This is a genomic window from Haladaptatus sp. CMAA 1909 (genome assembly GCF_043952005.1).
Taxonomy (GTDB): domain Archaea; phylum Halobacteriota; class Halobacteria; order Halobacteriales; family Haladaptataceae; genus Haladaptatus.
In genome coordinates, this window is record NZ_JBIOAV010000007.1 from 37,517 (window position 1) to 52,610 (window position 15,094).

A 15,094-nucleotide genomic window follows, 5' to 3' on the forward strand; every position below is an offset into this window, starting at 1 on the left:
GGGTATTTAATTGTGATTAACTTAATGGACTTTAACGTTCTGCCAGTATATACAATTTTCTATCTCTTTGCTTTTCTTCTCAGGAAGATGATGCTTATTCGCGGCAATATTTTCCTGATGCTTCATTACCTACCCCCCTTTCTCACCCATTTCACTGGAAACGTGGTGTGTGTGTCTCCATTCACTCGCCCGACACGACGGGCGTGTTATTGGTGACGGTACCTCTCGCGAAGATGTCCGAGCGACCACTACTATCGTGGAGCGACTACTGTCAGGACGATAAACAGAGCTTTCCTTTCTGTTTAGCGCTCGGTCGTTTCACGCCCGGAACAGTAAAGGGATTTCACTGGAAACGTGGTGTCCATGAGCGACGCCGACTCGGATGAACTCTTCTCTCGGGAGGACCTCATATTCGCCAAGAAGGAGCTCCTCGAAATCAACCATCTTCCAACTCATGGTCGAATCGTGGGCCGTGATGACGAAATCTCTGCTCTCGCGAACGCGCTAAATCCTGCGCTGTTTAACCAATCTCCGAGCAACGTCCTATTGTACGGAAAAACGGGTACCGGAAAGTCACTTTGTGCAAAACACGTCTCTCGCCGCCTCGTTGACGAAGCCGATGAGGAGGGTGTCACCGTCGGAGTCGCGTACGTGGACTGTGCACAGGACAGCACCGAAACGCAGGCAGTCCAGACGATTGCGAGTACAACGAACACGTCGGAGACGGACATCTCGATTCCTGACAAGGGAATCTCTACTTCCACGTACTACAAGCGTCTCTGGAAAATCCTCGATGAGTCCTACGATGTCGTCGTCATTATCCTCGACGAAATCGATAAGTTGGAAAATGATGACATCCTGATGCAACTCTCCCGTGCGGGGGAAGCAGGAAAGCTTCGAAACTGTAAACTAGGTGTCATAGGTATTAGCAACAAGATCAAATATAAGGACCGAATGGACGAGCGAGTTAAGTCGAGTCTCTGTGAACGTGAGTTCGTCTTTCCGCCGTACGACGCCAATCAGCTTCGAGCCATCATGGAGGCCCGTAGCGACGCGTTCAAGCACGGTGTTTTGGAACCGGGGACGATACCACTCGCCGCCGCACAGGCTGCACAGGAACACGGTGACGCCCGCAAGGCGATTGACATCCTCCGATATGCGGGTGAACTCGCACAGGCGGAGAACGCGGAGCGCGTCCGAGAAGAGTACGTAAAGAAGGCCCGCGAACGCGCGGAGAACGACCGGTTCCGCGAACTTATTCGTGGTGCGACGCCACACTCGAAATACGCGCTGCAAGCGCTCGCGATCCTTTCGTTGGACAACCCCGACGTAGATGCCTTTCGCACGAGTTTAGTGTACGAGGTGTACGAACAGGTCTGTCGACAGATGGATAGCGACCCGCTTTCGACCCGCCGTGTTCGGGATCTGCTCCGTGAACAGGCGTTCCTCGACGTTATCGAACAAGCCCGTCAGAGCGGTGGGAGCGCAGAGGGAAGCTACACCGAGCATCGGCTTCTCGAGGATCCGAAGGTCGTGAAAAAAGTACTCGTCACTGAAGAGTAGGTTTGGCACCAAAGAATGGTCGCTCTTGACACCAGCCCCACGCAAGAATCCATCTGGGTACTAAAAGCAACTACGCCACATTCGTGCCTCTGAGACGTTTGGTATTTAATTTGTGCTACTATTCAAAAATAAGATAATTAGAAACGCTACCAGAGATTGGGAACATACTGTCTGCTTGCGTACGTGCGATTCACCGAGCGAAGATCGTGATAAACTCTATCCCATGTTTCCTTACTTCATTAAGTGCTTCTCTCGCCCCGAGTGTGCTGCTCGCCGATGCTCTATGTGCGTACACTCCGAAACTAGCCTGGGAGAAGGGCTGTATCCAGGGAGTGTACTCAAAAGGTGAGTCTCGTGAGAAGTATGTCTGATCGAGGTGGTAATGGGACAGTCTAAACTGCCGAATTAAGGCCTGAAACAGCCATATATGACTTAATAATAAATGGGAAATTGGAATCCTATTATTCACGCCTAATCGATAGACAGAACGAATTTGTACGGTTATTAAATCAGTTATTGAGGGTCAATATGGGGCGTATTCGTTTGGAGGATAAATCTCTTCTTCTGAGGAATTCTTACGGTAAAACTCCTGTAACTGGCATTTACCGATATCTGATGGAGTGTGGTCTGACCGTGTACGAAAACCCTGAAACGTCCGATTTAACCGTTAAAACCCAATATGTACCGGTGAATTCGAGTTTTGGGCGAGTGACCGAACTGTGGTACGTTTGGACGAGTCAAGATTCATGGGTGATATATTTGGTCGAGAGGGGTCTATTCGTTCGTTTACCGCCAAATAAGTGCTTCCAAAGGGGTGCCCCTGTCGCTCCCGCGAGGGCGACCATTTTTGGTATTCGAAAACAGCAGTCTACACCCCCTATTGTCCAGTGAATTCCCGGAATATCGTTAATTTGTAGACTGCCGTTTTCGGGCTTTGTGACTCCCAGATGATGGAAATTAGATGGCTGAGAGGGGTGTAGCTATACTACGATTCGAATCCCCCTCGAACTCACCGACTCAGCCCGTATTGCCGAGGTCGCTGACTGAGCAGAGTGCTCTGTGAATGCAGCTCAATGTCATCTCAAACGACTCGTCGAGATTGGTCTCTTGACTTGTGTGACAGAGAACCCAGCAACGTACAAACGGAATGAAGCATACTTCGGATACAACGGTTGAATCGCTTGTCAGAGTTGAGCGACCAGGAGTACAAACCCCGGCCTGGATAATCGCTCACCGAGAACGAAGAGTATAACGCACCTACGATGTTGAGAACCCCGACGATATCGATCCCATAGAGTATGCAGAGTACGGAGATCCTGAAATAGTCTGGTTAGATACCACCAATGGGGAAGCGGTCAGACAGGAGATTCACGATCTCTGCCGTGTCAACCGCGACAGTGCGGAATGGGACATTCAGCAGGTTCGTGCCGTCTCAAGCGTAATGAGTGGTGACTGCAATTCGTCTGTCGAACCACAATAGACACGGAACTACGGGTAACGAAACAGCCGGGATTGACCTCGACATCTGCAATTTCGTCGCGCTTTCGTTCGGGGGCACGTAGATTCTATTTCCTAGCAACGTCTTGAAACAAGACGAATACTATTTCGGGAAAGAGAAAGCGAAATGTGACGATTCTCGGTCTTGGAAGTGGATGCAAATTGATCGCAAACGAATCGACCGGCGGTCGCATTTCCTCAACACCTTCATGAAATACATCGTTTCTGAACGCGTCGAGAGACACGTCGGAACTATCGTCGTCGGAAATCTCGAAGAAATTCGAGACAACGAAATCAGGGTACACACGGGAACCTCGACTTGCATGACTGGGTGTTCAACCGATTCACACGCTCTTTGAGGACGAGGTCGAAGCCGAAGGCATCGTGGTTAAGCTAGTATCGGAACACAATACGTCGAAGTCATGTTCGGTTTGTGGAATCACAGATGGCGACCAGTGGGTTGAACGTTGGTTGTATGTTTGCGACGAATGCGAGATGGCGATGAATGTCGACGTGAACGTTGCTGAGATCATTCGACAAAAAGTAGCTCCGAGTCTCGCCTGTGATGGACAAGATAAGAGAACCGGCTGGTTAGCACAACCAGCGGTAAACTTGTTCGACCGTCGTGAGGTCCGATTCGCCCCGCGAGAACAAGTTGGTAACCGTGAACCATAATATCCCAACTGCGGTCGGGATTCCCGTGTCTTCACGCGCTGGAGGATGTAAATAGCTGTGTCCAGTAAAGGACGTGAAACGCTTCTCTACAACAGAATCGCTCAATTATATAGTTCCAAATACTTTGAAATTTCACAAAGAGGATATCTTCTCACATCTCTGTTCAGAGTATCTGATCAGTCGTGGAGTCGCGAGATTGGATTGCAGGGTAAGAAAACGTCGCGCACAGATCAATTTGGGGATTCCGTGGGTCCTTCACTTCTGCTTATCAGGAGTAGTAGTTCACAGCCCTTGATTAGCTGTTCACAACTCCACGACACTCATCGACGCGATAATATTCGCTTCAGTGGGCGCAGCGAGATATGGCTCAATCGCGTCATAGCTTGACCAGCCACCGAGCGCCATCACAATGCGCGGTGATACACTTTCCTTGACCAGTAGGTGGTTTGCCCAGCAGCGGCGCAAATCATGGGTAGACACTCGCCGATAATCGTCGTTGTCCGTTTCGTCGGCAGCGCGGTCGGCAGCGTTCTCAACCCAGTACTGAACGGTGCGTTTCGACCGTCCAATCAGGGGGTCGTCGTCCCGAAGATCAGCCTGCTGGACGTACCGATTGATCGTTGCCTCAACCTCGACCGGAAGCCATGTCTCGCGTTGCTTCCCGCCTTGGTAGCTTCCGGTCGTGTCCTTTCCGTTTGTGACTTCAAGTTCGTAGTGGCGACCGTCGTCCATCCGTGAGATGTTCGAGGGCGTGACGCCCAGCACTTCCGTGACGCGAAGGCCACAGTCACCCATCAGGCGAATGGCGATCTCGTGTTCAAACGAGTCGGCGGCGCGGGGGATCGCGCGATATTCCTCCCGACTGAGCCAGACATTGTAGGTGCCGTCTTTGTTCCGTTCCGTCTTCATTGCGTGTTAGTCATTAATTTCGCGCAATATAGAGGTTGGGGACGGCGCTATCGATATGTTGAGTCGCGTGATTTCGGCTGTCTCACGAATTGACGACTGTTTTAGTTGCACGCTTTTGGATGAACACGAAACCAGAGTGAGAAAACGGGGCGATGAAATTTTCCTGTGGATGCGAGAATGGAATCGGCAGGGTTCAAGGAAAAGCCCCTAGCCGGAAAGAACGACCGCCCACCTTGCGGTGGACGGGAGCAAGTACGAAAAGGGAGTTTACGCTGGTTCTTCACGGATTTGACGCAAGTCAATATCATCTGCTAGATCGCCGAACTCAGGATCTGCTCCAACGACAAGGAGCGCTTCCTTCTCGATTGCCAGCGCAGCAGCATATGAATCGCCAAGAGAAATGCCACCTGCCCCCTTAATATGGGCAACCGTACTCCACGGCGGAGTCTCAATAGTCATTCCAAAGCCCTGCAGGATGCGCAGATCCTGCTCTCCGACGTCAAACTCATCTTCACCAGGTGAGCTATGGTTTGGATCACCCGTTTCCAGACGCGCAACTTTATACACAATTTCGGTTGCGGTGGCATGAGAAATCGCTCCACTTGCTTGATCACTGTCGATCGCCTGAAGCTGCTCAGTCACACTCGAAGCACCAGGTTCATCGTAAAAGTACGCGATGAGTGGTTCTGTGTCGAAAACGTAGTCCGTCATTGGTGCTGCTCAAGCTGTTCATCGCGCTCACGTTCACGGTGCTTATCCGCTTCTTTCATCTCCTGCAGGTGCTCGAGGACTGTGCCCCTCTCGTAGCGGCCAGCATGGACACCCTGCATCGCTTCGACTGAGGGGAGGGGTTCGACCACAATCTTTCCCTCTTCTTCGTGGATGTGTACCTTCCCAGGCGTTTCAATGCCGAACCGTTCCCGGAGATCCTTGGGAATCGTCGCCTGTCCCTTCTTGGACACACGAATGATTTCCCCTTCATCAGTATTACTAGACATTCCTGTATTACAGTTGGTGATGGTTCTACAAAAGCTCTTCGTCATACTCAAATGGCGATTAGAGCCAATCCACTACGGCGAGGACCTAGCACTGCATCTCCGCGCTATACACACTAAGTGATTGACGCGTGGTCGGTGGCAATCAGGACGTACTAAGGGCGACTCAGCATGCTACGCACATCGATCACAAACCTCTCAAGTGATTGGCACTACCGCTTATCAAATCAGGCAGCAGAAAAGCGGTCGGCCCACGCTGAGCTTTTGTCCACTTACCGTCCTCTGTGGTCCCAGAATCCAGGAGGGCCTTGGGGATGGTCTCCCCCCGCTTGATTGATTAGCGTCTATTTTCTTCACTGCCTCATGTTGCACTAAGGAGAAGCCGAGATCGGTTCGTCGAGATGATGTCGCCCTGCCTTGTCAAAATACTTCAATTTTTCGGCCGTTTTGGATAGTAGCTCCCCTCGAGATAGCGAATGACGATGTTCCACACTCAGAACACTCGGCAACAATTTTGATGCTATTGTGCTCGGAATGGTAGTTATTTTAAGTAGCGTAAATCCATTATCCTATCTCGCTAGTGTAGGTTCGATCTCGTTCAAGATGTGGGATACTGTGATAGCGGATAGAATTGCGTCGAGTGTCGTAGTTAATGATACCAATGGCAGTCAATTTTAGGATTGATCGTCAAACATTATTATTCAAAAACAACGGGTGTGATAAGGTAGTCTAATAGTCCAAATACAACATAATTCATTCCGTGTCATCCTGCAGTTTCTCAGTACAGACTGGTACATTTTTTGTTATTTCCAAACCTAAATCCAACATCTTAATACGGTTTCCTGGCACGCAAGACTTTGAGAATAGTGTGAGTGATAAGCGCAGTCTGTAGTCACATTCCGACGAATGTTGACGCTTCTCTTGACTAATGCATATTGCTAATCTGACTTTTGCATTTTCCTAATTCTATAGCTCTGGTACATCAGTGGAAGACCTAATGAAACAACAAGAATCGCTATCAGTAAGCCCTCTGGGTTTGTTCCAAGGCTTTCATAGAGACCAGCAGAGTATGCTCCAAAACCTGCTATTGTAATTAGCACACCAAGTATGATCAAGTGTTGCGAGTTGATTTCCATGGTTTCTATTATAGACTGATAGCTATATTTCTTTCTTTTACTCAGGTTCCACAGTCAAGACATTTTCCACATGTAACTGGGAGAACTATCCCACAGGTTCCGGTCCAACAACCAATACAGAGTATCGCACCAGGAACTGTTGTGACACCGTAACAGAACCAAGCACAAGCAGGACACCCAGTTGTAAGTACCCCAACACAGCCGACACACCAGGAGAGGCAACCTTGAGCCACCATTTGCTGCTGTATGGATACATCATCTGATGAGTAGTTAGCATCATTAGAAGATAGTTCGCCACGTTTGTCAGCTATATCGCGATCTTCGAAAATAACATCATATATTGTAGGGCTCTCCTTCTCACCTTTTGCTTGAGTAACAACTCTAAATCCGTTTATATCTGATGTTTTAACCACTTCTGTGTTATCATCCGTAATATCTACATCTATCAAATTATCAAGGTGCTGCCGCTCATTTGTTGTTGCTTCACGAATAAAAATAAGCTCATTATTTGTAGCAGCCAGTCCGGACCTGATGTTTCGAGGGATTTTCCGATATTCTTGAGGTCTCGAACCAGTTTGTTTGAACTTAAACTGTGCTCCAGCTTCGCTCTCATTTACTGAGTAACGGATAGTGCCGAAATCGGTTGGAATTTCAAAAACTTCTAAACTATCTATTTGTTCATCGTCTACTTTATTCTCAGGGACAAGCTTATTTACAGTACCAGGATCGATATCTGGCTGTCCTAGTTCGGATAAGATAGTTTGTACGTCATCTGAGCGGAGTACTTGTGTGACTTCGGTATTACTTGGCTCGGCGGTGGCTAGAGTGGTGCCCATACCTGCAAGCCCAAATGCACCAGCTCCTGCAGCACCAATCCCTTTCAGAAAATTTCTGCGGTTTGATTGCTCCTTTTCCCGAAGGTCGGACATAGCTTCCCAAGCTTCCACGCATCCTCCTCCATTATCAACTGCTTCAGTAATCTGTTCCGCTGTTTCATGTATATTTGATTTTTTATCAACCATTACAATTAAAATCTATAGGTTATATATAATAAAGTTATTCAAATCAATTTTATATAATAGGTTAGATATATTTTATAATATTTTAATAAATTTTTATTATATTCATAATGGTATAATATAGATATTGTGTAGAAAAGTACAGAAAACCATTGGCTGTCGGCTTTCGCTGGGGCAGATAAAGAAATGCGCGTACCTAACATCTACCTGTCAGATTCCACTTCTGCTTATACTGCCCACAGGAAGTCAATCACCCAAATCGGCCAAATTCAACAAATCGACCTCGCTGCCGTCGCACGTTCTATTTCGGTTATCAAACAAATCACGCATCTTGAAACGCGCTGAAATCCCAGAACGCAGACTACTTTTCCACTGATTGTTTAGAGCAGTCGAATTCGACCATCGAAATCGACGACAGTTGGCACGCTCCATATGAACACGAAATACACAGTGATCAACTCAAGAGTGCCCTGGGAGTCTACTACCGCTGCGGTTTTAACAGGAGCTACTGAAGTTCGCCACTTCAATCCACACATCTGGTCCATTCTGCAGGAGCTGGCTACACTCCGAATCAGTAGGTAGAATCGCGCCTCGACCCGTGACGATACTTAGTGTGGTGGTCGGGATTTGGTTTCGTCAGATGTCGTGGGTGCTGTGGCGCGAACCGTGATATCTGCCGCTGTTGTGCCCGCGATCTCGATTTCGTATCCGTGGTATTCGAACGAAATGGTGGCCGGAGTGACGTTGGGTCTCCCATTCGCGAAGATGGCATCCAATGCCTCGGGATTGATCGTGTCGTAGAGTGGTGATGCCAACTCGTGTGGAGCCAGCCCCTCCTCCCGTGCAACAGCTGTAACGACTTGTTGCGATGGTGGTTCCGAGTCCATTGTGCGGGGATAGGTCGAACATCCACATAAGCATTTATGCCTCTGTGAAGTATTTCACAGTTATATCGTCGGATTAGAATATTTCCACAATTCGAATTTAGTATAAACAAAGGAAGCCTACTGGTCTGTGGATATGCACACTCGAAGTGATGACTTCGGAACCGCGAACAAGGTTTCATGTAGATTGGCGTGCTTCGTCGGACCATGAGTTCCGTCGCACTGGACGAGGTCGATCGCGGCATCCTGTTCGCACTCCAACAAGACGCTCGCAACACGACGATCACCGACATCGCCGAGGACGTTGACGTCTCGGCCAGCACGGTCAGAAACCGGATCGAAGAGATGGAAGAGAACGGCGTCATCGAAGGCTACTATCCGAAAATCAATTATGAACGAGCGAATTTCCCGCTCCATGTGCTCTTCGTCTGTAGTGCGCCCGCAGAGGAACGGGAGGAGTTAGCTGCCGCTGCCCTCGACTATCATGGCGTCGTCGACGTACGTGAGATGCTCACGAGTACGCGCAACATCTATATTGAGGTCGTCGCGATCGATACGAGTGATCTTACGGGGATATCGAATGAGCTTGCTACGATGGGCTTCGAAGTCGTCTCCTCGGAAATCATTACGAATCACCATATGCGCCCGTGGGAGGAATTCGAGATCGAAAACGGTCGGTAACGGGAGTTCGTCGTGACATCTTCAAGTGGGTGAATGGAGTGCAGATTTTGCAATCTGATGCCCATATTCTGCGCATTCTACACCCATAGTGTTGTGAAAGCCACAACATTAATGCGGATTTGAGCAAACTAGGTGCTAGAATGACTTTTGAGAAACAAGACCATGATACCCGAGCGAATTCGCGGTCGACCACGGCACCATCGTCACGGAACTTTAACCTTGACGACGTTTTGTGCCTCCTGAGTCAACATGAGGTGCGACACACACTGAATTATCTTCTGCACCACGACACTGAGGTTTCGGTAGACGACCTCACGGAATACCTTCGTGCGAAACAACCATCTACTCCAGATCCTCCCGTATATGGGTCGGACGATGTAGTCACGAGGAGGACTGGCTGAGCAATGTCAAATAATGCCCCATCATCGAATACGTCGCTGGATATCGTTCTCGACGCGTTAGCAAACACGTATCGCCGAAGATTACTCACCACCCTGCTGGAACACAATCCACAGCATGATGAGGACACCCACCTTCCACTTGATGTCTCTATCGCTGATGAGGACGTAGAGCAGCTCAAAGTCCACATGATACACATTCATCTCCCGAAGCTCGAAGACACAGGCCTCATCGAGTGGGATCGAGACACGAACGAAATACGGAGAGGGCCACAATTCGAGGAACTTCGCCCGTTCCTGCAGTTGATGCAGGATCATGCTGACGAACTGCCTGACGATTGGCTGTAGGAGTGGCGGGCTGATTGGCGTGGTCAATCGACCTGGCTGACGATTCTCCCAGAGCTTGTGGTGGGTTACATCGGGATTGATTGGAGTCGAGATGTGGAGAACAAGCCGCTAGTTGGCGAGGATAGGTTTCGTGCTTTGTGGACAGCGTCGACTTGCCCGATTCCACTTCCGCTTATGGATTTAGGCGGCAGTGGATAGTATCTCATTGTCTCTCATGTGAATCGAGGACATAAGGCCTCTAACGTACGAAAATAGCCATTCACATGTTTATAAATCGCATCTCGCTACATTAAAAGCATAAAATATTCAGTTCATCCTCGCTGCTCTCCGAAATACATTCAGAAAATTTATCTTAACCCCGACTACACGTCTTTCAGCACCTAAAGCGATGAATCCATCTCTACGGTATCGCTAAACCTCAAATAGAGCTAGTCTATTAGAATTCGTATTCTCTACGATGAGATCTCGCTTGAATAGCTATCGCTAGTATCCATTACAGCTCTCTAATACGTCTTTTTGCAGGAATTAGTCGGCGTAAGGAGCGACGGTTTCTGTTTCTGTTTCCTCGCTCGTCATATTCGTCGTGAGCTCGTTTGCCAATTCGAGTACAGCTTCTTTGTGGTCGCTTTTCGAGTGGTGAATAGAAGTTGGCCGCGTATTCTGTTCGTCGTATCCCGTGTTATTATATGCGGAATCGGTTTTTTCCTCAAACCGTGTTCGTACTTCCGAAAGCAGTCCGTGCAGGTGAATGAGCTCTTGTTTTTTCATCCCGAAGACAACTAACGACCGAACCCCTATAGTATTTCCTTGAGACATCCTCCCACACGATAACGCAGGGTTTCTGAGGCTATTTTACGCTTCTGTTTTACCTTATTAGTCATACATTAATTTAATAGATGATCTTTATTGTTAAAAATGGTCGAACCGGGACTCGGTTGTTGTCTCGACGCACAGTCATCGAGGAGGAAGAATATTAACGGCCACAACGGTCAGAGTGACTGCGGACCAAACAATATTTTTATTTATTCATGTGAAATAAAGACGGCCGTAACCGCTATATTGGGCTGCAACTACCCCGAATGGGCAACTTTTGAGTTATGCAAGTGACTTCTGATACTAAACTTATCCGAATCGATCGATTAGCACTCTCTTTATGTCCATTCCAAGCGAACTCATTTGGGATGTTCGGACAAACAAAGCAACTCTGGGTAGGGTTGGGATTAGTACTTCTTGGTGCTGTGCTTCTCTTTGCGAATTTCATTCTTGGCATCAACACGCCGCTGGTGCTGCTTGCAGCCGGCGTACTGATCCTTGCTGTTGGAACGCTCATCATCGGAATCACACAGCGCGAGCGCCCGGTCTAAGATCAACAGGAATGCTATCCTGCCAACAAAGTAAGATGAATGATATACCCATTTTCTGGCAAAAAGAGGTGTTGCCCCGTTAATTCATCAAAAATTCAATTTATACTACTATAAAATTATTACAACTGTATAAACAATCTAAACGGTACATACTCAAAACTATCTGATTTCCCAAAACAAGCAAAATTAGGTGTGCTATCAATAATCCAACGCGAAGCTCGCAAAGAAGCCCTAATCTCATCATGATATATGACTAGCAAAACCTGTTTTGCTAGCAGAGATAGTTTTGCTAGGATTGAGAACCAGCGTATTGGTGGCTGTTATGGCTTATTTGCAAACGTCTGACGCGCTTTTATGTGGTTTGGATGGTTTTTCTATTTTGTATGTCCGATACAGCCAAAATAGCCGTCTCGAACCAGAAGGGCGGAGTCGGCAAGACCACGGTAGCGATCAATGTCGCAGGGGCTTTACACCACCGTGGACACGAAGTGCTGTTCGTCGACCTAGACCCACAGGGAAACGCCACCGAGGGGCTCGGGTTGGAAGCGGAGTACGAGGCACAACCTCCCACCTTGTTCGATGCACTGACTGACCACGAAGCACGCGGGGAGGTCGGTTCACTCATCGTCTCTCACGAAGAGATGGACGTCCTCCCGAGCAATATCGACATGACTAGCGTCGAGCCAGAACTCACGATGGCGATGCGTGGACGCGAACGTCTAATACAGGTCCTCGATTCACTCGATACCGACTATGACATCATCATTATCGACTGCCCACCATATCTCGGCAATCTCACGGACAATGCTTTGCTTGCCGCGGAGAACGTCCTCATCCCCGCGCTCGCCGAATCGACAAGCAAACGCGCACTGGAAATCCTTTTCGACCAGATGGAGGTTCTTGAAGCAGAATACGACACGCAGATTCGTGACCTTGGGCTCGTTGCCAACCGCGTCGAGACGACTAACGAAGCGGATTCCATGCTAACGTGGTTCGACGAAGTGTTCACCGATATCCCTATTTGGGAGGTCAGAAAACGGGTAACGCTCCAGCGTGCGTTCTCCGCCGGCTGTTCCGTCTTCGAATTCGAAGAGGAGTGTGACATGGCTCCTGTGTTCCTCACCATTGCCGAGGACCTGGAACAGCAGTTCGGTTTGGCGGAGGTGTCCGCATGAGCGACGAGAGTCGTGCTGACCGTCTCCGTCGTCGTCGTGCAAAGCGTGAGAAACAGACTGAGACGTCCGAACCTGCCGAACGCGCCGACACTTCGACGGGAAATGAAACGGACGTTGCATCAGAATCGTCAGAGACTGACGTCGTTTCATCCGATGATACTATCCATGCGAGTGAATCGGAGAGCGTGAAGGCGACCCGTGTCGGGACTTACATGTATCTCCCCGAAAAGCAGCGATCGGAGTTGAACTTCAGGTACAAGGAACTCAATCTCGCGTATGAGCGGGCGGTCGGCGACGAACTGGAGAAAAATCGTCACTTCTATCCGTTAGTCGTTCAAGCCGGTCTCGAAGCACTCGATGGTATGGATGGTGAATCGCTTCGAGAATGCGTGCGCCGCTTCGAGTGAATTGGTCGGTAGTCGCCACTCTGTATCGTTCCGTTTGATAAAATGATTCTCGGCCGTTTACAATTCTCTACTGTTCGAGGAGGGTCTGAAGCTCCGCTTTGCGTTCATCGTCAGTGATGAACTTTTGGAAGCGCCATTCGAACGAGTCGAGCAGGACGGCAATTCCGTTGTCGGTGACTGCATATTCATTCGTTCGCTTGTCCAGCTCGCTTTTCTCTACCAGACCACGCTCGATGAGTGTGTCGAGGTTGGGGTACAAGCGGCCATGGTTTACTTCCTCGTCGTAGTAGTCCTCGAGCTCACGTTTGATCGCGAGTCCGTATCGGGATTCCTCCGAGAGAACCAACAGGACGTTTTGTTGGAATGCGGTGAGATCGCGTGCAGTCTCGACACTACTAACAGATTCTGCCTCTGACATGGTAGTATCGTATGATATTGATTGACAGTGAATATAAACTTTCCTACTCGGAGCAATATTTATGACCTCTATTATAAAAATTATTTAACAGCAATCAATTTGTTGAAGATATTAGTATTTTTCGATGTAATGTTTAGGACTCTGGCTATTATTGTTGCTTCTCTACGAAACTCTTGCTACGTTTCTTTGCCGGTTAGTAAGTATCCATGGTAATGTGTGGGAAAAGTAATTAAACATTTTTAACCATTAAGAATTTACCATTTATCGGTCTAAGGTTGTTACATTCCCTAAAATTCACGGTGACAACCGATCCCGTGATTAGTCGGAGATATTGACAGTATGTAAAAATTCCGGTGGATATGTGAATTCTTCAGCGACTAGTGAATACCGAGTGCTTCAATCTGCTCTTGGTATCGGTTTCGGATGGTGACTTCTGTTACCTGCGCGACGTCAGCGACTTCACGTTGGGTTTTCTTTTCGTTACACAGCAACGATGCGGCATAAATCGCGGCGGCAGCGTAGCCAGTCGGTGATTTCCCTGAGAGAAGTCCCTGTTCTGCCGTCGTATCGATGATCTCGTTCGCTTTGGACTGCACTTCTTCACTGACGCCGAGATCGGAACAGAATCGAGGAACGTACTGCTTTGGGTCGACCGGTTTCATTTCGAGACCGAGTTCTTGGGAGATGTATCGATAGGTTCGACCGATCTCCTTCTGATCCACTCGTGACACCTCGGCTACTTCTTCGAGGCTCCGTGGGATTCCTTCCTGCCGACAGGCGGCATACAGCGTGCTCGTTGCAACGCCTTCAATCGAGCGCCCGCGGATCAGGTCTTCGGCCAGTGCACGACGGTAAATGACTGAAGCAACTTCGCGTACCGATCGTGGTACACCCAGCGCGGATGCCATTCGGTCGATTTCGGAGAGTGCGAACTGTAGGTTGCGTTCGCCCGCGTCTTTCGTCCGAATGCGTTCTTGCCACTTGCGCAGACGATGCATCTGGCTTCTCTTTTCCGACGAGAGCGACCGGCCATATGCGTCCTGGTTCTTCCAGTCGATAGTCGTGGTCAGCCCTTTGTCGTGCATCGTCTGCGTAGTGGGCGCGCCGACGCGCGACTTGCTCTGTCGTTCGCTATGGTTGAATGCGCGCCACTCTGGCCCGCGGTCAACGTGGTCTTCTTCGACGACCAGTCCACAGTCATCGCAGACGATTTCGGACTGATCCGCACTGTTAACGAGGTTTTTCGACCCGCACTCGGGACATCCCTTGACCCCCTCCTCCTCCTCGGTTTCGGTTTGCTCCGCGCGGCGCTCCCGTTGGCGAGTGGACCGTTTCATCAATCCTCTATACTCAATGCAAACATTTAAATCCCCGGATGGTCCCTCATAGAAGACTTTCATCTCAGGTTAATGTCTATTTCCTGAAAAACCATAGACGGAGGCGAGTTCTTAGAGAAATCTCCATCTTCTGTACTATCTTCGGTGATAATTCAGGTGTCATTCGGACTTTGCAAATGGTGAAACATCTACCATGGCATTATCGCTGTCAGGGTCAGTATCTTTGAGCATCCAAGAACTATTAAATTACATTCTTGCTTGCCTATTCATCAACAGCTCGACAATCGC

16 protein-coding genes are annotated in these 15,094 nt (G+C 48.9%); 7 read left to right on the forward strand and 9 right to left on the reverse strand.

What is annotated here, in order from left to right:
- Window positions 1-363 precede the first annotated feature (363 nt).
- Both ACGYLY_RS27995 and ACGYLY_RS28000 read left to right on the forward strand, forming a co-directional pair.
- On the forward strand, window positions 364-1,563 hold the full coding sequence (locus ACGYLY_RS27995; protein WP_395286049.1) for an orc1/cdc6 family replication initiation protein: 1,200 nt from the start codon (window positions 364-366) through the stop codon (window positions 1,561-1,563).
- Window positions 1,564-3,444: 1,881 nt separating this feature from the next.
- Window positions 3,445-3,735, forward strand: a complete 291-nt coding sequence (locus ACGYLY_RS28000; protein ID WP_395286048.1) for a zinc ribbon domain-containing protein — start codon at window positions 3,445-3,447, stop codon at window positions 3,733-3,735.
- A 303-nt stretch (window positions 3,736-4,038) separates the two neighbouring features.
- Here the strand turns inward: ACGYLY_RS28000 and ACGYLY_RS28005 are convergent, their stop codons facing one another.
- The 6 genes from ACGYLY_RS28005 to ACGYLY_RS28030 form a co-directional block, all read right to left on the reverse strand.
- Entirely contained in the window at window positions 4,039-4,644 is a 606-nt protein-coding gene (locus tag ACGYLY_RS28005) for a tyrosine-type recombinase/integrase (protein WP_395286047.1), read from the reverse strand.
- Window positions 4,645-4,911: 267 nt separating this feature from the next.
- Window positions 4,912-5,355 (reverse strand): PIN domain-containing protein, encoded by a 444-nt coding sequence (locus tag ACGYLY_RS28010; protein WP_395286046.1) that lies wholly within the window; start codon window positions 5,353-5,355, stop codon window positions 4,912-4,914.
- Window positions 5,352-5,642: an AbrB/MazE/SpoVT family DNA-binding domain-containing protein gene (locus ACGYLY_RS28015; protein ID WP_395286045.1), complete on the reverse strand. Its 291-nt coding sequence runs from the start codon at window positions 5,640-5,642 to the stop codon at window positions 5,352-5,354. The genes ACGYLY_RS28010 and ACGYLY_RS28015 overlap by 4 nt, the downstream gene beginning before the upstream one ends.
- 935 nt (window positions 5,643-6,577) lie before the next feature.
- Window positions 6,578-6,775: a hypothetical protein gene (locus ACGYLY_RS28020; RefSeq protein ID WP_395286044.1), complete on the reverse strand. Its 198-nt coding sequence runs from the start codon at window positions 6,773-6,775 to the stop codon at window positions 6,578-6,580.
- 41 nt (window positions 6,776-6,816) lie between these two features.
- Entirely contained in the window at window positions 6,817-7,797 is a 981-nt protein-coding gene (locus ACGYLY_RS28025) for a twin-arginine translocation signal domain-containing protein (RefSeq protein ID WP_395286043.1), read from the reverse strand.
- 605 nt (window positions 7,798-8,402) lie between these two features.
- Window positions 8,403-8,681 (reverse strand): HalOD1 output domain-containing protein, encoded by a 279-nt coding sequence (locus ACGYLY_RS28030; protein WP_395286042.1) that lies wholly within the window; start codon window positions 8,679-8,681, stop codon window positions 8,403-8,405.
- Between the two features lie 204 nt (window positions 8,682-8,885).
- On the opposite strand from ACGYLY_RS28030, the gene ACGYLY_RS28035 reads away from it, so the two are divergent.
- Window positions 8,886-9,359, forward strand: a complete 474-nt coding sequence (locus ACGYLY_RS28035) for an Lrp/AsnC family transcriptional regulator (RefSeq protein WP_395286041.1) — start codon at window positions 8,886-8,888, stop codon at window positions 9,357-9,359.
- 404 nt (window positions 9,360-9,763) lie between these two features.
- Complete coding sequence (locus tag ACGYLY_RS28040; RefSeq protein WP_395286040.1) at window positions 9,764-10,105, forward strand: ArsR family transcriptional regulator; 342 nt, start codon at window positions 9,764-9,766, stop codon at window positions 10,103-10,105.
- Window positions 10,106-10,630: 525 nt separating this feature from the next.
- On the opposite strand, the gene ACGYLY_RS28045 is transcribed toward ACGYLY_RS28040, so the two are convergent.
- A complete protein-coding gene (locus ACGYLY_RS28045) occupies window positions 10,631-10,873 on the reverse strand; it encodes a UPF0058 family protein (RefSeq protein WP_395286039.1) in 243 nt (80 codons plus the stop codon).
- 413 nt (window positions 10,874-11,286) lie between these two features.
- Between ACGYLY_RS28045 and ACGYLY_RS28050 the strand changes: the two genes are divergently transcribed.
- The 3 genes from ACGYLY_RS28050 (at window position 11,287) to ACGYLY_RS28060 (ending at window position 13,051) form a co-directional block, all read left to right on the forward strand.
- Entirely contained in the window at window positions 11,287-11,469 is a 183-nt protein-coding gene (locus tag ACGYLY_RS28050) for a hypothetical protein (protein WP_395286038.1), read from the forward strand.
- Window positions 11,470-11,852: 383 nt separating this feature from the next.
- The gene (locus tag ACGYLY_RS28055) at window positions 11,853-12,644 is read left to right on the forward strand and encodes a ParA family protein (RefSeq protein WP_395286037.1); all 792 of its coding nucleotides are present in this window, start codon (window positions 11,853-11,855) and stop codon (window positions 12,642-12,644) included.
- A complete protein-coding gene (locus ACGYLY_RS28060) occupies window positions 12,641-13,051 on the forward strand; it encodes a hypothetical protein (protein WP_395286036.1) in 411 nt (136 codons plus the stop codon). Before ACGYLY_RS28055 ends, ACGYLY_RS28060 begins: the two co-directional genes overlap by 4 nt.
- A 67-nt stretch (window positions 13,052-13,118) precedes the next feature.
- Here ACGYLY_RS28060 and ACGYLY_RS28065 read toward each other — a convergent pair whose 3' ends face one another.
- On the reverse strand, window positions 13,119-13,469 hold the full coding sequence (locus ACGYLY_RS28065; protein ID WP_395286035.1) for a PadR family transcriptional regulator: 351 nt from the start codon (window positions 13,467-13,469) through the stop codon (window positions 13,119-13,121).
- A 377-nt stretch (window positions 13,470-13,846) separates the two neighbouring features.
- The gene (locus ACGYLY_RS28070) at window positions 13,847-14,806 is read right to left on the reverse strand and encodes a transcription initiation factor IIB family protein (protein WP_395286034.1); all 960 of its coding nucleotides are present in this window, start codon (window positions 14,804-14,806) and stop codon (window positions 13,847-13,849) included.
- Between the last annotated feature and the right edge of the window lie 288 nt (window positions 14,807-15,094).

Bases quoted from the DNA above. Each gene is read 5' to 3' on its own strand.
- ACGYLY_RS27995 (WP_395286049.1), top strand. From the start codon at position 364: ATGAGCGACGCCGACTCGGATGAACTCTTCTCTCGGGAGGACCTCATA.
- ACGYLY_RS28005 (WP_395286047.1), bottom strand. From the start codon at position 4,644: ATGAAGACGGAACGGAACAAAGACGGCACCTACAATGTCTGGCTCAGT.
- ACGYLY_RS28010 (WP_395286046.1), bottom strand. From the start codon at position 5,355: ATGACGGACTACGTTTTCGACACAGAACCACTCATCGCGTACTTTTAC.
- ACGYLY_RS28015 (WP_395286045.1), bottom strand. From the start codon at position 5,642: ATGTCTAGTAATACTGATGAAGGGGAAATCATTCGTGTGTCCAAGAAG.
- ACGYLY_RS28020 (WP_395286044.1), bottom strand. From the start codon at position 6,775: ATGGAAATCAACTCGCAACACTTGATCATACTTGGTGTGCTAATTACA.
- ACGYLY_RS28025 (WP_395286043.1), bottom strand. From the start codon at position 7,797: ATGGTTGATAAAAAATCAAATATACATGAAACAGCGGAACAGATTACT.
- ACGYLY_RS28030 (WP_395286042.1), bottom strand. From the start codon at position 8,681: ATGGACTCGGAACCACCATCGCAACAAGTCGTTACAGCTGTTGCACGG.
- ACGYLY_RS28035 (WP_395286041.1), top strand. From the start codon at position 8,886: ATGAGTTCCGTCGCACTGGACGAGGTCGATCGCGGCATCCTGTTCGCA.
- ACGYLY_RS28040 (WP_395286040.1), top strand. From the start codon at position 9,764: ATGTCAAATAATGCCCCATCATCGAATACGTCGCTGGATATCGTTCTC.
- ACGYLY_RS28045 (WP_395286039.1), bottom strand. From the start codon at position 10,873: ATGAAAAAACAAGAGCTCATTCACCTGCACGGACTGCTTTCGGAAGTA.
- ACGYLY_RS28050 (WP_395286038.1), top strand. From the start codon at position 11,287: ATGTTCGGACAAACAAAGCAACTCTGGGTAGGGTTGGGATTAGTACTT.
- ACGYLY_RS28055 (WP_395286037.1), top strand. From the start codon at position 11,853: ATGTCCGATACAGCCAAAATAGCCGTCTCGAACCAGAAGGGCGGAGTC.
- ACGYLY_RS28060 (WP_395286036.1), top strand. From the start codon at position 12,641: ATGAGCGACGAGAGTCGTGCTGACCGTCTCCGTCGTCGTCGTGCAAAG.
- ACGYLY_RS28065 (WP_395286035.1), bottom strand. From the start codon at position 13,469: ATGTCAGAGGCAGAATCTGTTAGTAGTGTCGAGACTGCACGCGATCTC.
- ACGYLY_RS28070 (WP_395286034.1), bottom strand. From the start codon at position 14,806: ATGAAACGGTCCACTCGCCAACGGGAGCGCCGCGCGGAGCAAACCGAA.